This window comes from Roseovarius sp. THAF27 (assembly GCF_009363655.1).
Taxonomy (GTDB): domain Bacteria; phylum Pseudomonadota; class Alphaproteobacteria; order Rhodobacterales; family Rhodobacteraceae; genus Roseovarius.
Window position 1 is genome coordinate 3,460,569 of sequence record NZ_CP045393.1, and the last position, 21,997, is coordinate 3,482,565.

The 21,997-nt window shown below is 66.1% G+C and carries 22 protein-coding genes and 1 riboswitch; of the genes, 17 read left to right on the forward strand and 5 right to left on the reverse strand.

What is annotated here, in order from left to right; all coding sequences use genetic code 11:
* Positions 1 to 25: 25 nt before the first annotated feature.
* Both FIU89_RS17180 and cobO read right to left on the reverse strand, forming a co-directional pair.
* Positions 26 to 1,471, reverse strand: coding sequence for a cobyric acid synthase (locus FIU89_RS17180; protein WP_152493715.1), 1,446 nt, complete (start codon positions 1,469 to 1,471; stop codon positions 26 to 28).
* Between the two features lie 64 nt (positions 1,472 to 1,535).
* Positions 1,536 to 2,159, reverse strand: coding sequence for a cob(I)yrinic acid a,c-diamide adenosyltransferase (gene cobO / locus FIU89_RS17185; RefSeq protein WP_152493716.1), 624 nt, complete (start codon positions 2,157 to 2,159; stop codon positions 1,536 to 1,538).
* Between the two features lie 33 nt (positions 2,160 to 2,192).
* Positions 2,193 to 2,393, forward strand: a riboswitch (cobalamin riboswitch).
* Positions 2,394 to 2,469: 76 nt separating this feature from the next.
* On the opposite strand from cobO, the gene FIU89_RS17190 reads away from it, so the two are divergent.
* Genes FIU89_RS17190 through cobJ form a run of 7 tightly spaced genes read left to right on the forward strand, consistent with a single transcriptional unit; the run spans position 2,470 to position 10,408 of the window.
* The gene (locus tag FIU89_RS17190) at positions 2,470 to 2,847 is read left to right on the forward strand and encodes a DUF1636 domain-containing protein (RefSeq protein ID WP_152493717.1); all 378 of its coding nucleotides are present in this window, start codon (positions 2,470 to 2,472) and stop codon (positions 2,845 to 2,847) included.
* Positions 2,844 to 3,896: a cobalamin biosynthesis protein CobW gene (cobW, locus tag FIU89_RS17195; protein ID WP_152493718.1), complete on the forward strand. Its 1,053-nt coding sequence runs from the start codon at positions 2,844 to 2,846 to the stop codon at positions 3,894 to 3,896. The genes FIU89_RS17190 and cobW overlap by 4 nt, the downstream gene beginning before the upstream one ends.
* Before the next feature lie 3 nt (positions 3,897 to 3,899).
* Complete coding sequence (gene cobN, locus FIU89_RS17200) at positions 3,900 to 7,175, forward strand: cobaltochelatase subunit CobN (protein WP_152493719.1); 3,276 nt, start codon at positions 3,900 to 3,902, stop codon at positions 7,173 to 7,175.
* A complete protein-coding gene (locus FIU89_RS17205; protein ID WP_152493720.1) occupies positions 7,172 to 8,302 on the forward strand; it encodes a cobalamin biosynthesis protein CobG in 1,131 nt (376 codons plus the stop codon). Before cobN ends, FIU89_RS17205 begins: the two co-directional genes overlap by 4 nt.
* Positions 8,302 to 8,931 carry a precorrin-8X methylmutase gene (locus tag FIU89_RS17210; RefSeq protein WP_152493721.1) on the forward strand — a complete coding sequence of 210 codons (630 nt, stop codon included), beginning with the start codon at positions 8,302 to 8,304 and terminating at the stop codon, positions 8,929 to 8,931. The genes FIU89_RS17205 and FIU89_RS17210 overlap by 1 nt, the downstream gene beginning before the upstream one ends.
* Positions 8,928 to 9,659, forward strand: a complete 732-nt coding sequence (locus tag FIU89_RS17215; RefSeq protein ID WP_152493722.1) for a precorrin-2 C(20)-methyltransferase — start codon at positions 8,928 to 8,930, stop codon at positions 9,657 to 9,659. Before FIU89_RS17210 ends, FIU89_RS17215 begins: the two co-directional genes overlap by 4 nt.
* Positions 9,656 to 10,408 carry a precorrin-3B C(17)-methyltransferase gene (cobJ, locus tag FIU89_RS17220; protein ID WP_152493723.1) on the forward strand — a complete coding sequence of 251 codons (753 nt, stop codon included), beginning with the start codon at positions 9,656 to 9,658 and terminating at the stop codon, positions 10,406 to 10,408. The genes FIU89_RS17215 and cobJ overlap by 4 nt, the downstream gene beginning before the upstream one ends.
* Here cobJ and FIU89_RS17225 read toward each other — a convergent pair.
* On the reverse strand, positions 10,381 to 11,130 hold the full coding sequence (locus FIU89_RS17225; RefSeq protein WP_152493724.1) for a cobalt-precorrin-6A reductase: 750 nt from the start codon (positions 11,128 to 11,130) through the stop codon (positions 10,381 to 10,383). The genes cobJ and FIU89_RS17225 overlap by 28 nt on opposite strands.
* On the opposite strand from FIU89_RS17225, the gene cbiE reads away from it, so the two are divergent.
* The 6 genes from cbiE to cobF all read left to right on the forward strand — a co-directional run bounded on the left by cbiE (position 11,129) and on the right by cobF (position 16,294).
* Positions 11,129 to 12,313: a precorrin-6y C5,15-methyltransferase (decarboxylating) subunit CbiE gene (cbiE, locus tag FIU89_RS17230; protein ID WP_152493725.1), complete on the forward strand. Its 1,185-nt coding sequence runs from the start codon at positions 11,129 to 11,131 to the stop codon at positions 12,311 to 12,313. The genes FIU89_RS17225 and cbiE overlap by 2 nt on opposite strands.
* Positions 12,310 to 12,666 (forward strand): cobalamin biosynthesis protein, encoded by a 357-nt coding sequence (locus FIU89_RS17235; protein ID WP_152493726.1) that lies wholly within the window; start codon positions 12,310 to 12,312, stop codon positions 12,664 to 12,666. The genes cbiE and FIU89_RS17235 overlap by 4 nt, the downstream gene beginning before the upstream one ends.
* Positions 12,663 to 13,466 (forward strand): precorrin-4 C(11)-methyltransferase, encoded by an 804-nt coding sequence (gene cobM / locus FIU89_RS17240; protein WP_152493727.1) that lies wholly within the window; start codon positions 12,663 to 12,665, stop codon positions 13,464 to 13,466. Before FIU89_RS17235 ends, cobM begins: the two co-directional genes overlap by 4 nt.
* A 53-nt stretch (positions 13,467 to 13,519) precedes the next feature.
* Positions 13,520 to 14,773, forward strand: a complete 1,254-nt coding sequence (locus tag FIU89_RS17245) for a cobyrinate a,c-diamide synthase (RefSeq protein WP_254701888.1) — start codon at positions 13,520 to 13,522, stop codon at positions 14,771 to 14,773.
* Positions 14,770 to 15,489, forward strand: coding sequence for a uroporphyrinogen-III C-methyltransferase (gene cobA / locus FIU89_RS17250; protein WP_152493729.1), 720 nt, complete (start codon positions 14,770 to 14,772; stop codon positions 15,487 to 15,489). Before FIU89_RS17245 ends, cobA begins: the two co-directional genes overlap by 4 nt.
* Before the next feature lie 67 nt (positions 15,490 to 15,556).
* Positions 15,557 to 16,294: a precorrin-6A synthase (deacetylating) gene (cobF, locus tag FIU89_RS17255; RefSeq protein WP_152493730.1), complete on the forward strand. Its 738-nt coding sequence runs from the start codon at positions 15,557 to 15,559 to the stop codon at positions 16,292 to 16,294.
* 87 nt (positions 16,295 to 16,381) lie between these two features.
* Here cobF and FIU89_RS17260 read toward each other — a convergent pair whose 3' ends face one another.
* Together FIU89_RS17260 and FIU89_RS17265 are read right to left on the reverse strand one after the other, a co-directional pair.
* Entirely contained in the window at positions 16,382 to 17,929 is a 1,548-nt protein-coding gene (locus FIU89_RS17260; protein ID WP_152493731.1) for a trimethylamine methyltransferase family protein, read from the reverse strand.
* Positions 17,926 to 18,528 (reverse strand): TetR/AcrR family transcriptional regulator, encoded by a 603-nt coding sequence (locus FIU89_RS17265; protein WP_172978153.1) that lies wholly within the window; start codon positions 18,526 to 18,528, stop codon positions 17,926 to 17,928. Before FIU89_RS17265 ends, FIU89_RS17260 begins: the two co-directional genes overlap by 4 nt.
* A gap of 140 nt (positions 18,529 to 18,668) precedes the next feature.
* Here FIU89_RS17265 and FIU89_RS17270 point away from each other — a divergent pair, with 140 nt between their 5' ends.
* The 4 genes from FIU89_RS17270 to FIU89_RS17285 all read left to right on the forward strand — a co-directional run bounded on the left by FIU89_RS17270 (position 18,669) and on the right by FIU89_RS17285 (position 21,997).
* Positions 18,669 to 19,022 (forward strand): ethanolamine utilization protein EutQ, encoded by a 354-nt coding sequence (locus tag FIU89_RS17270; RefSeq protein WP_152493733.1) that lies wholly within the window; start codon positions 18,669 to 18,671, stop codon positions 19,020 to 19,022.
* Positions 19,023 to 19,025: 3 nt separating this feature from the next.
* Positions 19,026 to 20,342, forward strand: a complete 1,317-nt coding sequence (locus tag FIU89_RS17275; RefSeq protein ID WP_152493734.1) for an FAD-binding oxidoreductase — start codon at positions 19,026 to 19,028, stop codon at positions 20,340 to 20,342.
* Positions 20,343 to 20,505: 163 nt separating this feature from the next.
* Positions 20,506 to 21,501 (forward strand): TRAP transporter substrate-binding protein DctP, encoded by a 996-nt coding sequence (gene dctP, locus FIU89_RS17280; protein WP_152493735.1) that lies wholly within the window; start codon positions 20,506 to 20,508, stop codon positions 21,499 to 21,501.
* Positions 21,485 to 21,997, forward strand: a complete 513-nt coding sequence (locus tag FIU89_RS17285; RefSeq protein ID WP_152493736.1) for a TRAP transporter small permease — start codon at positions 21,485 to 21,487, stop codon at positions 21,995 to 21,997. The genes dctP and FIU89_RS17285 overlap by 17 nt, the downstream gene beginning before the upstream one ends.

Below are 21,997 nucleotides of genomic sequence, written 5' to 3' on the forward strand. Positions count from 1 at the left end.
AAGAGGCGATCGGCTCCGCCTGACCTCATCTGGCCAGCGCCAAAAGACCCGCGACATCCAGATGCATCTCAAGATGCGCCGCCAGTTCATCCAGCGTGCGCTCAACCATGGCCTGATACCCCAGATCCGAGGCATCGGCCCCGTTCGACCCGAGCCAAGCTGCGCGGAACCTGTCATCGCCGAACATCCCGTGCAGATAGCTGCCCGCCACGCGACCATCGACAGACACCGCCCCCTCGGCCACGCCATCCACACTGGCGAACGGTCTCGCGCGGTCCGGGCCGTCGCTGCGGCCGATATGAATCTCGTATCCGGCAAACGGCAGGTCCAGCCCCACGTGGTGCGCGTCGACCTGAGCCAGGCTCTTGTCGCCCCCCATGACCGTCTCGATGTCCAGCAATCCAATCCCCGACGTCTCCCCCGGCGCCCCCTCGATCCCCGCCGGGTCCGAGACCATGCGGCCCAGCATCTGGTAGCCGCCGCAGATGCCCAGCACCCTGCCGCCGCGCCGGTGATGTGCCAGAACGTCGATGTCCCATCCCTGCCGGCGCAGAAAATCCAGATCGCCGCGCGTCGATTTCGAACCCGGAATGATGACCAGATCCGCGTCGCACGGCAACACCTGCCCCGGTTGCAGCATCGTGACACGCACGCCCGGCTCCTGCGTCAGCGGGTCCAGATCGTCAAAATTCGCGATCCGCGACAATTGCAGGCAGACGATGTGAAATGCGCCCTGAACCGGGCTGTCCGCAATATCCAGCGCGTCCTCCGCCGGCAGCCGCCATGCCTCGGGAAACCATGGCGCCACGCCATAGCCGCGCCAGCCGGTGCGCGCCTCGATCTCCCGGTAGCCATCCTCGAACAGCGCCGGATCACCGCGGAACTTGTTGATCAGAAAACCCCCGATGCGAGCCGCATCCGCCTGCGGCAGGACAGCCTGCGTGCCGATGATCTGCGCGATGACGCCCCCGCGGTCGATATCGCCGCACAGGACCACCGGCACATCCGCCGCCTCGGCAAAGCCCATATTCGCGATGTCACCCTTGCGCAGGTTGATCTCGGCGGGCGAACCTGCCCCTTCGACGATCACAAGGTCATGTTGTGCGCTCAGGCGGGCAAAGCTGTCCTGAACCGCCGCCATCAGCGTCGGCTTCAGGCTGGAATACTCCAGCGCCTTCGCCGTGGTCAGGCGCTTGCCCTGCACGATCACCTGCGCGCCGACATCCGTTTCCGGCTTCAGCAAAACCGGGTTCATGTCGGTGTGCAAATTCACACCGCAAGCCATCGCCTGAAGCGCCTGCGCACGACCGATCTCGCCACCGTCCGGCGTCACCGCGGCGTTGTTCGACATGTTCTGCGGCTTGAACGGTGCCACGCTCAAGCCCCGCTGGCGCGCGGCCCGGCACAGGCCCGCCACCAGCATCGACTTGCCGACATTCGACCCGGTGCCCTGGATCATCAACGCGGGCATGGCCGGACCTTTTCACCCGATACTGTCCTCGTGACATTTCCGCCGCCGGCCAGCACAGGATCCATCAGAACTCCACGCCTTTCTGGGCCTTGATCCCGTCCCGGAAGGGGTGCTTGACCAGGCTCATCTCGGTCACAAGGTCGGCCGCCTCGATCAGTTCGGGCTTGGCGTTGCGCCCCGTCAGGCAGACATGCGTCATCGCCGGTTTCTCGTGCAGAAGGAAATCCACGACCTCGTCGATGTCGATATAGTCGTAACGCAGCGCGATGTTGATTTCGTCCAGTAGCACGAACTTCATCTCTGGGTCGCGTATCTGCTCCTTCGCGATGCTCCACCCGTTCTGCGCAGCGGCGATATCGCGTTCCCGGTCCTGCGTCTCCCAGGTGAACCCTTCGCCCGAAATGAAGAACCGGCATTCGTCCGAGAACCGGTTGCGCAGAATCTCGGCCTCGCCGGTTACCCAGTTGCCCTTGATGAACTGCACCACCGCACAGGGCATCCCGTGCGCGATACAGCGCAGAATCATCCCGAATCCCGAAGACGACTTGCCCTTGCCCGGCCCGGTATGGACCATGATCAGACCTTTCTCCTCGGTCTTGTCCTGCATCATGCGGTCACGCGCGGCCTTGATCTTCTTCATCTTCTCGTTGTGGCGCGCGGTCTTTTCCGCGTCAGACGGGTCGGACATGTGACGTCTCCTTGACACAAGGTGGGTTTTCGCAGCATGTCGCACCGTGTTGGTGCCTGTGTAAACAGGTGAAAAGGGAATGTGCAGCGCATCGCGCCAGGCACAGCCGCCCCCGCGACCGTGAAACGGGAAGGTTTCCACCGCCACTGGCGCAATGCCGGGAAGGCCGGAAACCGTGGGCCGAAAGGCCCGAAACCGCAAGCCGGGAGACCTGCCAACAAGAAGGAACAGACGGACCGGACGGGGTGTGCCGGGCTCGGATGGGTGGCCACCCGCCACCTCCGCGCGCACCCCCGACATTGGAGGATACATGAGCACGCCCATCGAGCTGCTGATCTGCATCAAGTGCCGCAAGGGGCAGGAGATCCCCGAGGACGAGCGCCGCCCCGGCCAGCGCCTCTATGAGGAAGTCACGGCGCGTGCGCTGCCCGACGGCGTCACCGTGACCCCCGTGGAATGCCTGCAGAACTGCGACGCAGGCTGCACCGCCGCCATGCGCGGCGGCGAACGCTGGACGTATCTGTACGGAAATCTCGACGAAACGTCGCATCCCGACATGCTGCTGCAAGGCGCGGTCCTCTATCAACAGACCGACGACGGTCTGATCCCGTGGCGCCAGCGCCCCGAACATTTCAAGCGCAACTGCGTTGCGCGCATCCCACCCCTGACTGCAAAGGCTGACCAATGACCGATCTTGCGAAACTTCCCGTCACCGTCATCACGGGCTTTCTGGGCTCCGGCAAGACGACGCTGGTGCGCCACCTGATGCAGAATCCCGGCGGCCGCCGCCTGGCCGTGGTCGTCAACGAATTCGGCGATGTCGGCGTCGACGGCGACATCCTAAAAAGCTGCGCCATCCCCGATTGCCCGGCGGAAAACATCATGGAACTGGCCAATGGGTGCATCTGCTGCACCGTGGCCGACGATTTCATCCCCACGATCGAGGCGTTGATGGCGCTCGATCCGCGCCCCGATCACATCCTGATCGAAACCAGCGGCCTCGCCCTGCCAAAGCCCTTGCTCAAGGCGTTCGACTGGCCAGATATCCGCTCCAAGATCACCGTCGACGGCGTCATTGCGCTCGCCGATGCCGAGGCCGTCGCGGCAGGCCGCTTTGCCCCCGACGTGGCCCGGGTCGACGCCCAGCGCCTGGCCGATGACAGCATCGACCACGAAACCCCTCTGTCGGAAGTCTTCGAGGACCAGATCTCCTGCGCCGACATCATCCTGCTGACCAAGCCCGACCTTGCCGGCCCAGAAGGCGTGGTCAAGGCGAAGGAGGTCATTGCCGCCGAAGCCCCCCGCCCCCTGCCCGTGGTCGAGGTCGCCGAGGGCGCCGTCGATCCCCGCGTGATTCTCGGGCTGGAAGCCGCAGCAGAAGACGACATGGACGCTCGCCCCAGCCACCACGACGACCATGACGATCACGAGCATGACGATTTCGAATCCGTCGTCATCGACATCCCGGAACTCGCCGATCCCGCCGATCTGGTCAGCCGGATCGAAGACTTGGCCAACAGCCAGAACATCCTGCGCGTCAAGGGCTACGCCAGCGTCGCCGGCAAGCCGATGCGCCTTCTGGTGCAGGCCGTGGGCGCGCGCGTGCGCCATCAATACGACCGCCTGTGGAAACCGGACGAGGCCCGCCGCGGCCGTCTCGTGGTCATCGCCGAACATGACGACGTGAATGTCGACGCGATCCGCGCCGTTCTGGCCCCGGCCGAGGCCGCCGAGTAAGCGATGCACGTCGTCTTCCGCGAAAGCCACGGTCTGGAGGAAACTGACACCCCCACCGACCTGGGCCAAAGCCCGGCGGACCTGGTGGTGCTGTCGTTTTCCGACAGCGACCTTGGCGCCTTCGCGGAAGGCTGGCATCGGCGGCGCGACGGCTTGCCGGGCCTGCGCCTCGCCAACCTCACCGCCCTGCGGCACCCGCTGTCGGTCGACACCTATGTCGAACAGACGCTGACCGGCGCCAAGGGCATCCTGATCCGGCTCATCGGCGGGGTGCCCTATTGGGAATACGGGCTTCAGCAGGTCCTGGCCCTGGCGCAAGAGAAAGGCATCGCGCTCGCCGTGCTGCCCGCCGACGGCCGGCCCGACCCGCGGCTCGACGCCTATTCCACCCTGCCCGTCTCGACCCTGCGGCGCCTCGCGGAGCTTTGCGACAATGGCGGCAGCATCGCGGCACAGGCCGCCCTGCAACAGCTGGCACTGGCCGCAGGCCTCTACGCCGCGCCGGTGCGCGGGGCCAAGGTGCTGCCCATGGTGGGCGCCTGGACGCCCGAGCACGGTGCCTGCTGCCCGCTCGCAGACCTTCCCGTCGCGCAGACGCGCATCCTGATCGTCTTCTACCGCTCCTACGTGGTGGCCGCCGACCTCGCCCCGATCGAGGCGCTGATGCGGGCCTTCCAGGCGCGTGGCCATCATGTTCGCGCCCTCTTCACGCCCTCGCTCAAGGCCCCCGAGGCGGCGGGCTGGCTGCGCCGGCAAGTGCAGGGCTACAAGCCCCACTCCATCGTCAACGCCACCGCCTTTTCCGGCAAGGGCGACAACGGCACCTCGCCACTCGACGCAGGCAACGTGCCGGTGTTCCAGGCCGCGCTGGCCACCTCCACCCGCGACGCATGGGACGGCTCCGAGCGCGGCCTTTCGCCTGCCGACCTTGCGATGCATGTCGTCCTGCCCGAGGTCGACGGGCGGCTGACCGGCGGCACGGTGTCGTTCAAGGAACCCGGCACGCGCGATCCCGATCTGGAGTTTTCCCGCTATGCGCACCGGGCCGAGCCGGATCTGACCGCGGCGCTGGTTTCTCGCGTGCAAGGCTGGCTCGACCTCGCCGCCAAACCCGCCGTGTCGCGTCACCCTGCGATTGTGCTGTCCACATATCCCGGCAAGGACTGGCAGATGGGGCACGCCGTCGGCCTCGACGCCCCCGCCTCGGCCCGCGCCATCCTGTCGGACCTACGCAAGGCGGGCTACACGCTGGGCGCGACACCGGACGCGCTGGAGGACCGCCTGCTGGCGCGCGACATGCGCCTGTCGCTTGCGGACTACAAGACGCTGCTGGCGCGCCTGCCTTCCCCTCTGCGCGAGGATCTCTACCTGGCCTGGGGACGTCCCGAGGACGACGCTGATGTCGTGAACGGGGAGTTCCGTTTCGCGGCCCTGCGTCTCGGCAACGCCATCGTCGCGCTGCAACCCGAACGCGGCACGCCAAAGGCCCGAGATGACGATTACCACGACCTGTCCCGCGTGCCCCGCCATGCCTATGTTGCCTTCTACCTCTGGCTGCAAACCCAGGCCGACGCGCTCATCCATATCGGCGCGCATGGCACTCTGGAATGGCTGCCGGGCAAGGCCGTCGCCCTGTCGCCCGCCTGCTGGCCCGAGGCGCTGACCGGCGCCTTGCCCGTCATCTACCCTTTCATCGTCAACGACCCCGGCGAGGCCGCACAGGCCAAGCGCCGCATCGGCGCCGTGACCCTGGGCCACGTGCCTCCGCCGATGCAAGCCAGCGCAGCGCCCGACCGCCTGTCGACGCTGGAATCGCTGCTCGACGAGTTCTCCACCGCCGACGGGCTCGACCCCCGCCGCCGCGACCGCCTGCAGTCCGATATCCGAGCCGAGGCGCAGGCCCTCGGTGTCGAAAACGACCTGGGTCTCGACCGCGCCACATCGACCGCCGAGGCGATCACCCGCATCGACCGTTTTGTCTGCGACATCAAGGAAAGCATGTTCGGTGACGGGCTGCACATCTGGGGCCGACCGGATACCGACGCGGAACCGATGCAAAACAGCGCCCTGGCCGAGCGGCAATCTCTGCTCGACGCGCTCGACGGGCGGCGCATCGCGGCGGGCCCCTCCGGCTCGCCCTATCGCGGCCGCGACGACGTCCTGCCCACCGGGCGCAACCTCTTCACCACCGATCCCCGCTCTGTTCCCACGCGGGCGGCATACGCCCAGGGCGTCAAGCTGGCCGAGGAACTGATCCGGCGTCATCTTCAGGAAGAAGGCGACTGGCCCCGTGGCCTGATCGTCGATCTCTGGGGGTCTGCCACCATGCGAACGGCGGGCGAGGAATTCGCCATGGCCCTGCATTTGTTGGGCGTCAGGCCAGTCTGGGACAAGGGCTCGGAACGTGTTTCGGGTCTGGAGGTTCTGCCCATCGCCGAACTCGACCGCCCCCGCATTGACGTCACCCTGCGCGTCTCGGGCCTCTTCCGCGACGTTTTTCCGACGCTCTCGGGCCTCTTCTCTCAAGCCGTGCGCGCCCTCGAACAACGCGACGAAGCCCCCGACTGGAACCCCTATGCCGGTCACGCCTCCGGCGCGCGCGTCTACGGTCCCGCCCCCGGCAGCTTCGGCCTCGGCATGGGTGCAGCACCGGAAACCTACACCGCAGAGGCCCGCACCCAGGCGGGCGAGGCCTGGCTTTCCGCCTCCGCCTGGGCGCTTGATGGCGACCACGCCACCCGCGACGACGCCGGCATCCGCGCCCGGGTCGAAAACGCCGACAGCTTCGTGCACCTTCAGGATCTGCCCGAGACGGACCTTCTGCTCGCTGCCGACTATGCCACGCACGAGGCCGGGTTCGCCGCCGCGCAATCTGTGACCGGCGGTCGGGCCGCGCTCTATCATCTCGACAACACCGATCCCAAGCGTCCCCGCGCCCGCACCCTGCCCGAGGAGATCGCCCGCGTCGTCCATGCCCGCGCCACCAATCCCGGCTGGATCGCAGGCATGAAACGCCACGGCTTCAGGGGCGCCGCCGAAATCGCCGCCACTCTCGACCACATGGCCGCCTTCGCCCATCTCGCGCAGGTCGTCGGCCCGCATCTGTTCGATGCCTATCATGACGCCACGTTGGGCGACCCCGAAACCGACGCCTTTTTGCGCGAGGCCAACCCCGAAGCATATGCCGCCATGCAGGATCGGTTCCGCGCCTTGCTCGATGCCGGCCTCTGGCAAACCCGCCGCAACGCCATCCTGGCCGGGCTTGAGGACAGCGCATGAACAGCGCGACACACCCAATCGTCAAGGGCTGGTGCCCCGGCGCGCATCGCCCGATGATGTCGGGCGACGGGCTGGTCGTGCGCGTGCGCCCCTTTCGGGCCGAACTGACCAGCGCCCAGACCCTGGCCTTGTGCGACCTGTCGCAGAGCTACGGCAACGGCGTGATCGACCTGACCTCGCGCGCCAACCTGCAATTGCGCGGCGTGGCTGAGGCCGACCATCCCGCCCTGCTCACCGCGCTCGACGCGCTCGGGCTGATAGATGCAGACCCTGCCATCGAGGGTCATCGCAACATCCTCGTCCCCGCCCGGCGCGATGCGAGCGGGCTGACCGACCGGCTCTATGACCAAATCCTCGCCACCCTTCCGCAGCTTCCCGACCTACCCGAGAAGATGGGCTTCGCCATCGACACCGGCCCCGACGCCTGCCTTGGCGACGGCTCGGCCGATTTCCGGTTCGAACTGGACGCCTCCGGCGCTTTGCTCCTGCGCGCCGACAGCGCCGCCAAGGCCCGCCCCGTGACAGAGGCCTCGGCCACATCCGCCCTTCTGGACCTCGCCCAATGGTTCACCGAGACCGGCGGTCACGCGGCGGGCCGCATGGCGCGGCATCTGGCCACGCACGCCCTTCCCCAGGATTGGACTGTCGCAGAACCGCGAACGCCGCCCGCCCCAAGCATTCCCGGCCCCGCGCCCGAAGGTTTCATCCTCGGCGCGCCGTTCGGCAAACTGGCTGCCACCGATCTACAGACCCTGTTGGAAACCACCGGCGCATCGCACATCCGCCTGATGCTGAACCGCCTTTTTCTGCTGTTGGGCGGCACGCCCGGTGACACGCCCTTCGTCACCGAACCCGGCAATCCGCTCATGTGCGCCCATGCCTGCCCCGGAGCGCCCTTCTGCCCTCAAGCAAGCGTTTCCACGATGGATATCGCCCGCGATCTCGCCCCCCGCGTTTCCGGCACCTTGCATGTCTCCGGCTGCGCCAAGGGCTGTGCCCTTCCCCGCGCCGCAGACACCACCCTGACCGGACGCGACGGTCGTTTCGACCTTGTCCGCAACGGAGCCCCGTGGGACACACCCTGCGCACGGGGCCTGAGCCCCAAAGACCTGAACGAGACCCTTTGATGCCATACGAATACGAAAAGGACGGCGCGGCGATCTACCGCGAAAGCTTCGCCACAATTCGGGCCGAAGCCGCGCTGTCGCGGTTCGACCCCGACGAAGAGCCCATTGCCGTCCGCATGATCCACGCCGCCGGCATGGTCGGGCTGGAAGAGCATGTGCGCTTTTCTCCCGGCTTTGCCCGCACCGCCCGTGCCGCGCTTGAGGGGGGCGCACCGATCTTCTGCGATGCGCGCATGGTCTCCGAAGGGGTCACGCGCAGCCGCCTGCCTGCCGAAAACGAGGTGATCTGCACCCTGCACGCCGATGGCATCATCGAACGTGCGCGCGAAATGGGCAACACGCGCTCCGCCGCCGCGCTGGAACTGTGGCGCCCGAAACTGGCCGGGGCGCTCGTGGCCATCGGCAACGCGCCCACCGCGCTTTTCCACCTGCTCAACATGCTCGAAGACCCGGCCTGCCCGCGCCCGGCGGCCATCATCGGCTGCCCCGTCGGCTTTGTCGGCGCGCGCGAATCGAAGGATGCGCTCTGGGCCGATCAGCCGGTGCCCTGCTGCATCGTCGAGGGACGCCTGGGCGGCAGCGCCATCACCGTGGCCGCCATCAACGCCATCGCGAGCCGCGCGGAATGAGCACGCCGGGCACGATCTGGGGTGTGGGCCTCGGCCCCGGCGACCCCGAGCTTCTGTCGGTCAAAGCCGACCGCCTGCTGCGCAGTGCGCGGAACGTCGCGTTTTTCCGCAAGGCGGGGCGGCAAGGCCAGGCCCGGCGCATCGTCGAGGGAATGCTGCGCGCCGACGTCACCGAGATCGCGATGGAATACCCCGTCACCACAGAAATTCCGCTGACCGATCCGCGCTACAACGAAATTCTGTCCGCATTCTACCAGACTTGCACCGACCGTTTGTGTGCCTTGTCCCAGGCCGGCGAGGACGTGGTGATCGTCTGCGAAGGCGATCCGTTCTTCTACGGCTCTTTCATGCACCTGCATTCACGCCTGCGCGACGACTGCCCGGTGCAGGTCGTGCCCGCCATCACCGGCATGTCCGCCGCATGGACGGCCACCGACGCGCCGATCACATGGGGCGACGACATCCTTTCGACCCTCATGGGCACCCTGCCCGAGGACGCGCTCGTCGAAAACATGACGCGGGCCGACGCGCTGGTGGTCATGAAGATCGGCCGCAACATCGAAAAGATCCGCCGCGCCCTGCGCCGCGCGGGCCGGTACGATGCAGCCTGGCTCGTGGAATACGCCTCGATGCCCAACCAGACAGTACAGCGCCTGTCCGAGGCCGAGGACAAGATCACGCCCTATTTCTCGATCATCATCGTGCACGGGCAGGGTCGGCGCCCATGACGGGAAGCGTTTTCATAGCAGGCCTCGGCCCCGGCGCGGACGACCTGGTGACGCCCGAAGTCACCGCAGCACTTGCCCAGGCCACGGATGTGGTCGGCTACATTCCCTACGTCGCCCGCGTGGCCGAACGCCCCGGGCTGACGCTGCACCCCTCCGACAACCGAGTCGAGCTGGACCGTGCCCGCCACGCGCTGGACATGGCCGGCGCAGGCAAGCGCGTGGTCGTGGTGTCTTCGGGCGATCCGGGCGTCTTCGCAATGGCCTCTGCCGTTTTCGAGGCGGTCGAGGCCGGCCCGGCCGACTGGCGCGAGCTCGACATACGCGTCCTGCCCGGCATCACCGCCATGCTGGCCGCCGCCGCGCGCGCCGGGGCACCCCTCGGCCACGATTTCTGCGCCATCAACCTCAGCGACAACCTCAAGCCCTGGGCCTTGATCGAAAAACGCCTGCGCCTCGCGGCAGAGGCGGATTTCGCCATGGCCTTCTACAATCCGCGGTCGAAATCCCGGCCAGAAGGCTTTGCCAGGACACTGGACATCCTGAACGACGCCTGCGGCGACGACCGCCCGGTGATATTCGCCCGCGCCGTCAGCACGCCCGAAGAGTCGTTGCGCGTCGTGTCCTTGTCACAGTGTACGCCCGACATGGCCGACATGCGCACGGTCGTTCTGGTCGGCAATTCCACCACCCGGCTCATCGAACGGCGCGGCGCGCCCATCGTCTATACGCCGCGCGCGGTGGCGCCATGAAGCCAGTCCAGCGCCTCTTCCACGCTATGCGCCTCCTTGCGGACCGGAATGGCGGGCCGGTCGATCATGATCACCGGCAGGCCAAGCTGCCGCGCCGCGATGATCTTGGCCCGCGCCCCCGTGCCGCCCGCGTTCTTGGACACGACCAGTTCCGTCCCATGCGCCCGCATCAGTGCCAGATCGCCTTCCAGGTCGAACGGACCGCGGTCAGTGACGACCTGCGCCTTGGGCAGCGGCACCCGATCCGGCGCATCGACCAGCCGCAACAGGTAGTCGTGCTGCGGCTGCGCGGCAAAGGCGGGCAGGATCATGCGGCCCAACGCCAAAAAAACGCGCCTGGACCGACCCGACAGCGCAGCCACCGCGCCGGCAATATCCGGCACATGGGTCCAACGATCCTCCGCCTCGGCCTGCCACGGCGCTCGGGTCAGTGCCAGCAAGGGCGTGTCCAACGCGTCACAGGCAGCCACCGCATTTGCACTCATCTGCGCGGCAAAGGGATGAGTCGCGTCAATCACATGGGTCACGCCCTGCGCCGTGAGGTGGTGAACCAGCCCGTCCACCCCGCCAAAGCCCCCGATACGCACCGGAAGCGGCTGCGCTGCGGGGGTCTTGACCCGTCCCGCAAGGCTGATCGTGGCCCGCACGCCCTGCGCGGCCAGCGCCTGCCCCATCTGCATGGCTTCGGTCGTGCCACCCAGCAGCAGAACGGTCGGTGTCATGTCTGAGGCTCCGTGGCTGACGATCATCGGTCTGGGCGAAGATGGCCCGGACGGCCTGTGCGCCGCAAGCCGATCCGCGCTGAACGCGGCGGAAATCGTCATGGGGCCCGAGCGGCACCTGTCACTGATCGAGACGCCCGCCCGCACGATCCCCTGGCCCGTGCCGTTCGCCAAAGGGGTCGAAGACCTGCTGTCCCTGCGCGGCGCGCCCTGTGTCGTCCTGGCGTCCGGCGACCCGTTCTGGTTCGGCGCGGGCACGACGATCACCGCACATCTGGACCCGTCCGAATGGCGCGCCCTGCCAGGACGGTCGACGTTTTCGCTCGCCGCGAACCGCCTCGGCTGGCCGCTCGACCGCACGATCTGCACCGGCCTGCACGCTGCCCCGCTGACCCGCCTGCGCCCGCACCTGGCCCCGGGCGTGCGCCTGATCGTTCTGCTGCGCGATGGCGATGCGGTGCCAGAGCTTGCGACCTACCTGCGCGACACCGGGTTCGGCACCTCAGAGGTAACAGTGATGGAGGCGCTTGGCGGCCCACGCGAACGGATCACGCACGCCACCGCCGACGCCCTGTCCGGCGATTTCGCCCACCCGGTCTGCGCCGCGGTCGAGGTGGCGGGCAACGGCCCCATCCTGCCCCGCACCAGCGGCCTGCCGGACAGTCTGTTTGAAACCGACGGCGTCATGACCAAGCGCCACATCCGGGCGCTGACCCTCTCGACGCTGGCCCCCCGACCGGGCGAACATCTGTGGGACATCGGCGGCGGCTCTGGCAGTATCGGGATCGAATGGCTGCTGTGTGACCCGTCCCTCACGGCCAGCGTCATCGAGCCCCGCGCTGACCGTATCGCGCTGATCAACGCCAATGCCAGCGCGCTCGGCGTCGACCGCCTGAATGTGGTCGAGGGCACTGCCCCCGCCGCGCTGAACGACCTGCCAAAACCCGATACCATCTTCATCGGCGGCGGTCTGTCGGCACCGCTTCTGGATTTTGTCGAGGCCATGGACGACGTGCGCATAGTCGCCAACGCGGTCACCCTGGAATCAGAGGCGCTTCTGGCCGATGCCCACGCCCGCCGTGGCGGCGAGCTGCACCGTTTCGAGGTCGCTCAAGCACAACCCATGGGACGCAAACGCGGCTGGGCGCAGGCCTACCCGATCACGCAATGGAGCTTTCCATGATTGTCGCCGGGATGGGATTCACCACCCGCGCCACGCGCGCGTCGTTCCGCGATGCGCTGGCCCGGACCGGCGGCACGCCCGATGCGCTGGCCACCGCACAGGACAAGGCCGATCAACTGGCGCCCTTCGCCCGCGAACTTGGCCTGCCCCTGCACGCAATACCGCCCGAAGACCTGACGCGGCAAGCCACACAGAGCACCTCCGCGGCGTCCCTGCGCGCACGCGGCACCGGCTCGGTAGCCGAAGCCGCAGCGCTTGCCGCCGCTGGCCCCGGCGCGACGCTGCTGGCCGCCCGCTCGATTTCAACCGACCGCATGGCCGCCTGTGCCCTGGCCCAAGGAAAGACCCCATGACCGTTCACTTCATCGGCGCCGGCCCCGGCGCGCCCGATCTTCTGACCCTGCGCGGCCGCGATATCATCGCGTCCTGCCCGGTCTGTCTTTACGCCGGCTCTCTCGTACCCGAGGCGGTGCTGTCGCATTGCCCCGACGGCGCGCGTATCATCAATACCGCACCGCTCGATCTCGACCAGATCATCGCGGAAATCCAGACCGCCCATCGGGCCGGCCACGATGTGGCCCGCCTGCATTCCGGCGATCTTTCGGTCTGGTCGGCCATGGGCGAACAGATGCGCCGGCTTCGGGCCCTCGACATCCCGGTTTCGGTCACGCCCGGCGTGCCGGCCTTCTCCGCCGCCGCCGCGGCATTGGGCACGGAACTGACCTTGCCCGGAATCGCGCAATCCGTCGTGCTGACCCGAACGCCCGGTCGCGCCTCCTCGATGCCCGCGGGCGAGACGCTGTCCAACTTCGCAGCCACCGGCGCGACCCTCGCCATTCACCTGTCGATCCAGAACCTCGACACCGTTACCGCCGACCTCACACCGGCCTACGGCGCCGACTGTCCGGTCGCCGTGGTCTACCGCGCCTCCTGGCCGGATCAGCAGATCATCCGCGGCACGCTCGACGATATCGCCTCCCGCCTTGGCGGGAACATAACGCGCACCGCACTGATCCTGGTCGGCCCCGCGCTGTCAGGCGAAGGGTTCGACGAATCCTGCCTCTATTCCGTGGATTACGACCGCCGCTACCGGCCCCAAAGCGCCGACAGCCCATGGTCTGACTGGACCCCGGAAAGCGAAGGCACGTCGTGAGCGCCGGCCTGCTGATTTCCGCGCCGTCGTCGGGCACCGGCAAGACGACCGTGATGCTGGGCCTCCTGCGGGCGCTGGCCGATGACGGGCTGAACGTGCAACCGTTCAAGTCCGGCCCCGATTACATCGACCCCGCCTTTCACAAAGCCGCCTGCGGGCGCGACAGCTTCAACCTTGACGGTTGGGCCATGGGCAAGGGGCTTTGGCAGGCCATCGCTGGGCAGGCGGCGGGCGCGGATATCTGCGTGGCCGAAGGCTCAATGGGGCTATATGACGGCGTCGCAACGCGTGGCCAGCAAGGCTTCGGTTCAAGTGCTGAAACCGCGCAGGCCATGGGCTGGCCCGTGGTGCTGGTGCTCGACGTGGGCGGCCAGGCGCAATCCGCCGCCGCCACAGCGCTGGGATTCCGGCAATACATGCCCGACCTGCCCTTCGCCGGGGTCATCCTTAACCGCTGCGCCTCGCCCCGCCACGAACGGCTGACCCGGCTGGGGATGGACCGCGCGGGGCTGCCCGTGCTGGGCGTCCTGCCCCGGCGCGGCGACCTCACCCTGCCGGAACGGCATCTGGGGCTGATCCAGGCGGTCGAACATCCCGACCTCGACGCCGCCATCGCCGGCTATGCCGCCTTCCTGCGCGAGAATGTCGATCTGGACGCGATCAAATCCGCCGCCCGAGGCGCCCCCCTGCCCGCGCCCGCCGCGTTGCCCCGCCCCCCGGCGCAACGCATCGCCATCGCCCGCGACGCGGCCTTCAGCTTCACCTACCCGCACCTGCTGGAAGGCTGGCACGCCGCCGGGGCCCAGATCCTGCCCTTCTCTCCCCTGGCGGACGAGGCGCCCGATCCCGACGCCGATCTCGTCTGGCTGCCCGGCGGCTATCCCGAACTGCACGCAGGCAAGCTTGCCGCCGCCACGCGGTTCCGCGACGCCTTGCGCAAACACGCCGAATCAAAGCCTGTGCATGGCGAATGCGGCGGCTACATGGCGCTTGGCCAAGCACTGATCGACAAGGAGGGAACGCGCCACGAAATGGCCAGGCTTCTCGGCCTCGTCACCTCCTACGAAAAGCGCAAGTTCCACCTCGGATACCGCCGCGCGACCCTTTCGGCCCCGATGCCGGGATTCGATTCAGGCGCAACCCTGCGCGGTCATGAATTCCACTATTCCACCATCCTCGACCAGCCCGACGCACCGCTGGCGCAGGTGGCGGATGCCGATGGCAACCCGGTGCCGGAAACCGGCTCGACCCGGGGTCACGTCTCCGGCACCTTCTTTCACCTCATCACCGGGGACGAAACGCCATGACCGGCTTCGTGTCCTTCGTGTCCTCGGGACCGGGCGACCCCGATCTGCTGACGCTCAAGGCCGTCGACCGGCTCAAACGTGCCGACGCCGTGCTTTTCGACGACCTGTCCTCGGGCCCGATCCTGGCCCACGCACGGCGCGGCGCCGACCTTGTGGGCGTGGGCAAGCGGGCCGGGCGCAACTCGCCCAAGCAGGACCACGTCAGCCGCCTGCTGGTGGATTACGCCCGCCTGGATCAGCGCGTGGTGCGTCTGAAATCCGGCGACAGCGGCGTGTTCGGTCGACTGGAAGAAGAAATCGTCGCCCTCAAGGCCGAGCAAATTCCCTATGAGATCATCCCCGGCGTTCCCTCGGCGAATGCCGCCGCGGCCGCCGCCGGCATTCCTCTGACCCGCCGCCTGACGGCACGGCGCGTACAATACATCACCGGCCACGACGTCACCGGCGCCCTGCCCGAGGACGTCAACATGGCCGCCCTGGCAGACCCGGCCGCGACCACCGTCGTCTTCATGGGCAAGCGCACCTTTCCGCAACTGGCCGCGCGCCTGATCGACGCGGGCCTTCCGCCCGCGACCCCCGCGATCCTGGCCGAAGCCGTCAGCCGCCCGGAACAGAAGATCACCCGCCACACCGTCGCAACCCTGTCGGACCTGCTGGCGCAAGAGAGCGGCGACCATCCCGCGCTCATCCTTTACGGATCGCTAGCGGACACATGATGCAACGACGCGCCCCACATCCCCGCCCCCTCGGCGCGCCGCGACGGGCCAGAACCGGACCCTTCCAATGATCGAAAATCTCTGGCTCATCGGGATCGGAACGGGCAACCCCGCGCATGTCACCCTCGAAGGAGCGGATGCGTTGCGGAACGCCGCCGTCATACTGCTGCCGACAAAAGGCGACGACAAAGAGGATCTCGCCCATCTCAGACGCGCCATCATCACCGCGTCCGGCAGCACGGCCCGCATCGTGCCCTTCGAATACCCGGTACGCGACCCCGACCTGCCTTACATGGAACGCGTCGCCGCCTGGCACGACGAGATCGCCCGACGCTGGATCGCGGCCCTGGGCGGGCAATCCGTCGACGGGCCGGTGGCTCTGCTCGTCTGGGGCGATCCTTCGCTATACGACAGCACCATACGGATCGCCGAACGTCTCACTCCAATACCGGCGATCCGCGTCGTGCCCGGCATCACGGCAATTCAGGCACTCACCGCGGCCCACTGCATCCCGCTCAATACCGTGGACGGTCCCGTGCGCATCACCACCGGACGCCAACTTCGCGACGGCGGCCTGCCTGAAAATGAAACCACCGCAGTCGTGATGCTGGACGGACTCTGCTCATTCCAGCAGATCGACCCGACCGGCCTTCATATCTGGTGGGGCGCGTATCTCGGCTCCGAGAAACAGATCCTCATCGAAGGTGCTCTCATCGACGTCGGGCAGAAAATCGTGGAAAAACGCAGCGAAGCGCGCGCCGCAAACGGTTGGATAATGGACAGCTACCTGTTGCGTCGCACATGAGCGGAACAGGCCACCGTAATTTCAGCGCGCTAAACGGCTGCATCTTCGAAGGTTTACTGGTCAGCGTTCCCTCACTTCACTCTCGAACTACCTGTCTAGGTTCGCACCCCCTTCAGCGGTGCGGCGTGCAATGAAATCATCCAGCTCTTCCAGACGTGACGCATCCATTGCGGGAGGTTCATGCGCGTTGACTGTCTCACAGAATATCCGGTGCGCCCTGTCCGTCGCCGTAAGGGCTCCGCGCTCGACCCAGTTTTCGTAGTTGGACCAATCGGACAACAGCGGCGAGTAGAATGCGGCCTCGAACCGATCAAGCGTGTGTTGCGTACCGAAATAGTGCCCCCCATGCCCAACGTCGCCGATGGCTTCGAGCCCCAAGGTTTGCTCGCTGACCTCAACCGGCTTGAACAGTTCGGCGAACATTTGCAGCTGCTCCACGTCGATAATGAATTTTTCCGCCGAGGCTGTAAGCCCGCCTTCCAGCCAACCGGCGCCGTGCAGCAAAAGGTTGGTCCCTCCCATCAGGGCGCCCCAAAGTGACATCTGGTTTTCATAGGCCGCCTGCGCATCCGGCGCGTTCGAGGTCGTCACGGCCGACGATCTCAACGGGATCTTGTAGCGTCGCGCCAATTGCCCGGAAGCAAATGCCGCCTTGGTGTATTCAGGCGTCCCAAAGGCCGGCGCCCCGGTTTTCATGTCAACGTTGGTGGTGAAACTGCCATAGCAGACAGGCGCGCCGGGTCGAACGATCTGGCTCAGGCAGATTCCGGCCAGCGCCTCGGCATTTTGAAGGGTCAAGGCACCCGCCAATGTTACGGGCGCCATCGCCCCGGCCAGGGTAAAAGGCGTCAGTACCATCAATTGCCCTGCACGCGCAGCATCGATTATCCCGCGGCACATAAGGTGATCGAGCTGCAGCGGAGAGTTGGAATTCGCAACCGAGTAACTCACCGGGGTCTCCACGAACGCCTCTTGCGTAAGATCGTGCGCAATCCGGATCATCTCGTACGCGTCGGCCACGGCTTGGGTTCCGCGGAAAAACACGAAAGGCACCTTGTCCGTCAGCGTCAGCACGGAACGGGTCATTGCGAGATGCCTTAGGTTGGGCGGAATGTCCTGCGCCTCGACAAACGGGCCGATCATGTGGATGACATCAAAGGCTTGCGCCACCCGGCACAGGTCATCCAAAGCGGCCAAGCTACCGGGGCGCCGACCGTTCCTCGCATCCGAAAAATTAGGGGTTCCACCGGTCGTGCAGACACCCACCATCTTGCCACCGATGGTTACATTCCGGCTGTCGCCACGGCCATAGAGCGTCGTTTCGGACGGCGTGTTCGAGACCAGAGCTTCCACCAGGTCCGGATCAAAGCGCACCACCTGCTCGCCTGCATCCGTCATGCCCGCCGCGACGTAAATCCGTCGCGCCTCTTCACTCAGGACCCGAACCCCAACATCCGCGAGAACCTGCATCGACGCCGTGTGGATCGCCTCAATCTCTGCTGCGTTGAACTGCTCTATCGGCGGATAAGGATTGCGCCAGCATCGCCAGGCCGCATCGAACGCCGCCTCGGGCTTGCGGTGGCGTTTCGCAGCACGGCCGCGCCTGCGTTTGCCGGTCTCGGCGGCGACAGTCATGCGTCACCGCCATCCAGAATACGCGCCCGATATTTAGCGGCGGTTTCCGGGGAAATGTCCCGTCCCGTAAAGCTTCGGAAATAGGCCTCCAGATAGCTCATGCGCTCCGGCAGCGCCTCGTCCTCTTCCAGATGCAGTGCGTAATAGCTGATCTGCGTGAAATAGATCACCCGGGCTCGGATGAACGCCTCGGTAGGATCAAATCCGTGCTTCCCGAAGAAGGCCGCAATCGCCTGGACCCGGGCCGCATCCTCCGCCTTGACCGAGGACCGCAGCTTCTCGAAGCGTCTAGCCCAGTCGCGGATCGCCTGGTCGAGGCGCGGGTCGAACCTGCGATGGTCCACCCAGACCGAGAACAGCGCAAGGATACCGTCGTCCAGCGAGTCGGACCCTGCCAAAGCTTCGACCATCACCCCGGTATTGCGAGCACGCCATTCCGTCAACAAGGCATCGAGCAGGGATTCTCGACTTTCGAAATGCCAGTAGAAGCTGCCGCGCGTCACGTTCAGCCGCCGGGACAGGGCAGTGATCTGGACCGCCTCGATCCCGCTCTCGACCAGCACGGTCAAGGCGCATTCGATCCAGTCCTCACTTGTCAACCGGGGCTGTCTAACTTGCCTTGCGTCAGTCGAGACGAGGGCCATCGGCACTCTCCGTACAGGGTTGCATGGAAAGATACAGGACTGTATGGCTTGTGGTCAACAAGGAAGATTTTCTGACAGGATGAGGGAGAATCGCGATGCCTGACAAATCGCCAGCCCGCGTTGTTTCGCCGGACGCTATCACATTCACGCCGCGCTTCGAATACGGCCACATGGCCAAGGCGGCGACCCTCAGCGGGCCGGAAGACGGCACCCGGCTCGGCAGCGGATATGTCAAACTCAAGCAGGCCGAAATCCCCTGGACCATCAAGTATGACGAGGTGATCCTCGTGCTGGAGGGCAGCCTGACGGTGCGCACAGCCGATGGCGATCTTGCCGTCGAACCGCACCAAAGCATCTGGCTGCCAAAGGGCACCGCGCTCACATACGTGGCCGAAGATGCGCTGGTGTTCTTCGCGATCGAGCCGGCCGACTGGGCCAAGGAAGCCTGAAAGATGCAGATCACCAGGCTTCCCGCGGATGACAAGACCAACGGTTGGAGCGCGATCCTGCCCGACCGCATGCCCCGTCCCGAACTGCAGGGCGACGTGGCCGCCGACTGGATCGTCTTGGGCGCGGGCTATGCCGGCCTCGCCGCCGCACGGCGCCTGGCCGAGAACCGTCCCGACGAAAAGATCGTCCTGATCGATGCAGGCCAGGCGGGCGAGAACGCGTCGGGCCGGAACTCGGGTTTCGGCATCGACCTGCCTCACAATGTCGGCTCCTCGCTTGACGAACTGGAGGGCAGCCACCGCTTCATGAAACTCGCGCGGATGTCGCTCAATCACCTCGAAGGCGTGGTCGAACGGCACGGCATCGACTGCGACTGGTCCCGCGCGGGCAAGTACCACGCGGCCGTCTCGCCCCGAGGGACCGAACAGGTCCTCGTACCTTTCCGCAAAGAGCTCGAGGCGCTGGGCGAACCCTTCGAATGGATCGAGGGCGACGCGCTGCGACAGACGCTCGGGTCGCCGCATTTCACCGCGGCCGTCTACACGCCCGGCTGTGTCTTGATGAACCCCGCCGCGCTGACCCGGGGTCTGGCCGACACCTTGCCCGACAACGTCCAGCTACACGAGAATTCGCCGGTGATCGAGGCCGAATACGCGAACGGCGTTCGGCTCACCACGGCCAAGGGGTCGGTGCGCGCGCCCAAGATGATCCTGGCGGCCAACGGCTTTTCCGAGCAGTTCGGCTTTCACCAGCGCACGTTTCTGCACCTCATTGCCCATGCCAGCCTGACTCGCCCCCTGACCGAGGAGGAACGGCGGATCTACGGCGCCCCGCGCCCCTGGGGTCTCACCCCAGCCAACGCCTTTGCCGGGATCACCATGCGCTACACGTCCGACCACCGGATCCTGATCCGGCAAGGTCTGAACTACCGCCCCAGCCAGCGGATCAATCCCGGAGAGCAGGATGCGGTGAAGCAGCGACACAAGAGGCTCTTCGATCAGCGTTTTCCGGGGCTCGAGGCGGTCGAGATGGAACATACCTGGAGCGGCTTCGTCTGCCTGTCCCGCAATGCCTCGCCGGCATTCGGTCAGGTCGCACCGAATATCTGGTCGGCGGTCTGCCAGAACGCGGTCGGCGTCACGAAGGGCACCTTTGGCGGTATCCTTGCAGCTGACGTCGCAACCGGCCAAGACAATCCTCTGATAGCGGATATGGAAAGCCTCGGTTCGCCCAGTCTGTTACCACCGCGCCCCTTTCTCGACCTCGGTGTGCGCACGCGGTTCAAATGGGAGTTGTGGCAGAACCGGCACGAAGCATGAAAGGCCGGAAGACAAAGCGCGTCGGGAAGATCTCAAGGCTTCGACCGTGCTGCAGAATGAGCGTAGAGCGTACCGATTGACAGTATAGTACAAACGTGACCACATCCTCAAACCACACGCTGCAGGAGACAAAGCAGCGGAACATCCAGCAGGAGAAATCAATATGTTTGCAAGGAAAATCCTGTGCTTGACCGCTTCGGTCTTCATGCTTGCGGCCGCCCCGGCCCTGGCCGAGACCCAGCTCAAGCTGGCGACTGACTCAGGGGCCAAGGGCTCGCCTTCCGGCGACGCGCTCGACCGTTGGGCCGAGCTGATCGAAGAAGGCACGGACGGCGAAGTTCAGGTCGATGTCTTCTACCAGAACGAGCTGGGCAGCCAGGCCGAGGTCTTCGACCTCTTCGTGGCCGGTGATATCGACATGATGATCAACTGGCCGATCACGGCCTACGACGAACGCTTGGGCGTGCTCTTCACGCCCTACATGGTCACCAGCTGGGAAGAGGCGTTCGAAGCCTACAAGCCCGGCGGCTGGGTCAACGACATGCTGGTTGGCATCTACGATGATCTCGGCCTCAAGTTCTTCGGCCCGTGGCCCGAAGGCTTCAACGGCATCGCCTCGGCGAATAAGTACGCCATGAGCGAGGAAGAGGCATCCGATCTCAAGATCCGCGTGCCCGCCATGTTCCCGATGGCCGAGTCGGTGCAGGCACTGGGCTACCAGACCGCGACGATCGACTGGTCCGAGGTCTTTACCGCCATCCAGACCGGCGTGGTCGACGGCGACGGCGCCAACATCATCTACTGGGACTACGAGTATTTCCGGGATGTTCTGGACTACTACAACCAGACCAAGATGCAATTTGTCACCGGCGTAATCGCCATGAACACCGGCGCTTGGGAAGACCTGTCGGAAGAGCACCAGCAGGTGGTGCAGAACGCAGCGCTGACCGTGATGGAAGAAGCTTTCGATCAGGCGCAGGAGCGTGACCAGTACTACATCGAACAGGCCAAGGCCGCGGGAATGGAGTACATCGAACCCTCCGATGAACAGCTTGCAGAAATGGCCAAGAAGGTGCGCGAGGCCGTCTGGCCGCTTATGGAAGAGCGCATCGGAAGCGAGATCATGGACACGATCCGTGCGAATGCCGGCGAGCTCTGAACGCACATCGGCCTTGGGCCGCATCGGCGGGGCCATCGCGATCGTGTTGAACGTGATCGGGGTGGTCTCTTCCGCCGCGGTGGTGGGGCTCATGTTCTTTCTCGTGGTGGCGCGCTATGTGCTGGGCCTCTCGGTCGTGGGCCTGCACGAGCTGATCATGCTGGCCGCGGTCGCCCTCTACATGGTGGGAGCGGTCATCGCCTCGCGGCGCCACGAACACCTGACCGTTGACTGGATCGCCGGTAGCCTCAAGAACCCGCGCGGCAAGGCGGCGCATGACCTGCTCATCGCGACGCTGACCATCGTGGTTACCTGCTTCTTCATGGTCTGGGCCTACCACATGTTCACCTGGGGCATGAAACGCCCGCAAAGCACGCCCGCCTTCCAAATCCCTCTCTGGATCCCGCAATTCGCCATAGGCGTCGCCGCGGTGGGCTGTTTCGCCTACGCCCTGCGCGATGCGATTGACGCCTGCCGGCGGCTCATGCGCCGCTGA

Coding starts and splice junctions, on each gene's coding strand:
- FIU89_RS17180 (WP_152493715.1), bottom strand. CDS start 1,471: ATGCCCGCGTTGATGATCCAGGGCACCGGGTCGAATGTCGGCAAGTCG.
- cobO (WP_152493716.1), bottom strand. CDS start 2,159: ATGTCCGACCCGTCTGACGCGGAAAAGACCGCGCGCCACAACGAGAAG.
- FIU89_RS17190 (WP_152493717.1), top strand. CDS start 2,470: ATGAGCACGCCCATCGAGCTGCTGATCTGCATCAAGTGCCGCAAGGGG.
- cobW (WP_152493718.1), top strand. CDS start 2,844: ATGACCGATCTTGCGAAACTTCCCGTCACCGTCATCACGGGCTTTCTG.
- cobN (WP_152493719.1), top strand. CDS start 3,900: ATGCACGTCGTCTTCCGCGAAAGCCACGGTCTGGAGGAAACTGACACC.
- FIU89_RS17205 (WP_152493720.1), top strand. CDS start 7,172: ATGAACAGCGCGACACACCCAATCGTCAAGGGCTGGTGCCCCGGCGCG.
- FIU89_RS17210 (WP_152493721.1), top strand. CDS start 8,302: ATGCCATACGAATACGAAAAGGACGGCGCGGCGATCTACCGCGAAAGC.
- FIU89_RS17215 (WP_152493722.1), top strand. CDS start 8,928: ATGAGCACGCCGGGCACGATCTGGGGTGTGGGCCTCGGCCCCGGCGAC.
- cobJ (WP_152493723.1), top strand. CDS start 9,656: ATGACGGGAAGCGTTTTCATAGCAGGCCTCGGCCCCGGCGCGGACGAC.
- cbiE (WP_152493725.1), top strand. CDS start 11,129: ATGTCTGAGGCTCCGTGGCTGACGATCATCGGTCTGGGCGAAGATGGC.
- FIU89_RS17225 (WP_152493724.1), bottom strand. CDS start 11,130: ATGACACCGACCGTTCTGCTGCTGGGTGGCACGACCGAAGCCATGCAG.
- FIU89_RS17235 (WP_152493726.1), top strand. CDS start 12,310: ATGATTGTCGCCGGGATGGGATTCACCACCCGCGCCACGCGCGCGTCG.
- cobM (WP_152493727.1), top strand. CDS start 12,663: ATGACCGTTCACTTCATCGGCGCCGGCCCCGGCGCGCCCGATCTTCTG.
- FIU89_RS17245 (WP_254701888.1), top strand. CDS start 13,520: ATGCTGGGCCTCCTGCGGGCGCTGGCCGATGACGGGCTGAACGTGCAA.
- cobA (WP_152493729.1), top strand. CDS start 14,770: ATGACCGGCTTCGTGTCCTTCGTGTCCTCGGGACCGGGCGACCCCGAT.
- cobF (WP_152493730.1), top strand. CDS start 15,557: ATGATCGAAAATCTCTGGCTCATCGGGATCGGAACGGGCAACCCCGCG.
- FIU89_RS17260 (WP_152493731.1), bottom strand. CDS start 17,929: ATGACTGTCGCCGCCGAGACCGGCAAACGCAGGCGCGGCCGTGCTGCG.
- FIU89_RS17270 (WP_152493733.1), top strand. CDS start 18,669: ATGCCTGACAAATCGCCAGCCCGCGTTGTTTCGCCGGACGCTATCACA.
- FIU89_RS17275 (WP_152493734.1), top strand. CDS start 19,026: ATGCAGATCACCAGGCTTCCCGCGGATGACAAGACCAACGGTTGGAGC.
- dctP (WP_152493735.1), top strand. CDS start 20,506: ATGTTTGCAAGGAAAATCCTGTGCTTGACCGCTTCGGTCTTCATGCTT.
- FIU89_RS17285 (WP_152493736.1), top strand. CDS start 21,485: ATGCCGGCGAGCTCTGAACGCACATCGGCCTTGGGCCGCATCGGCGGG.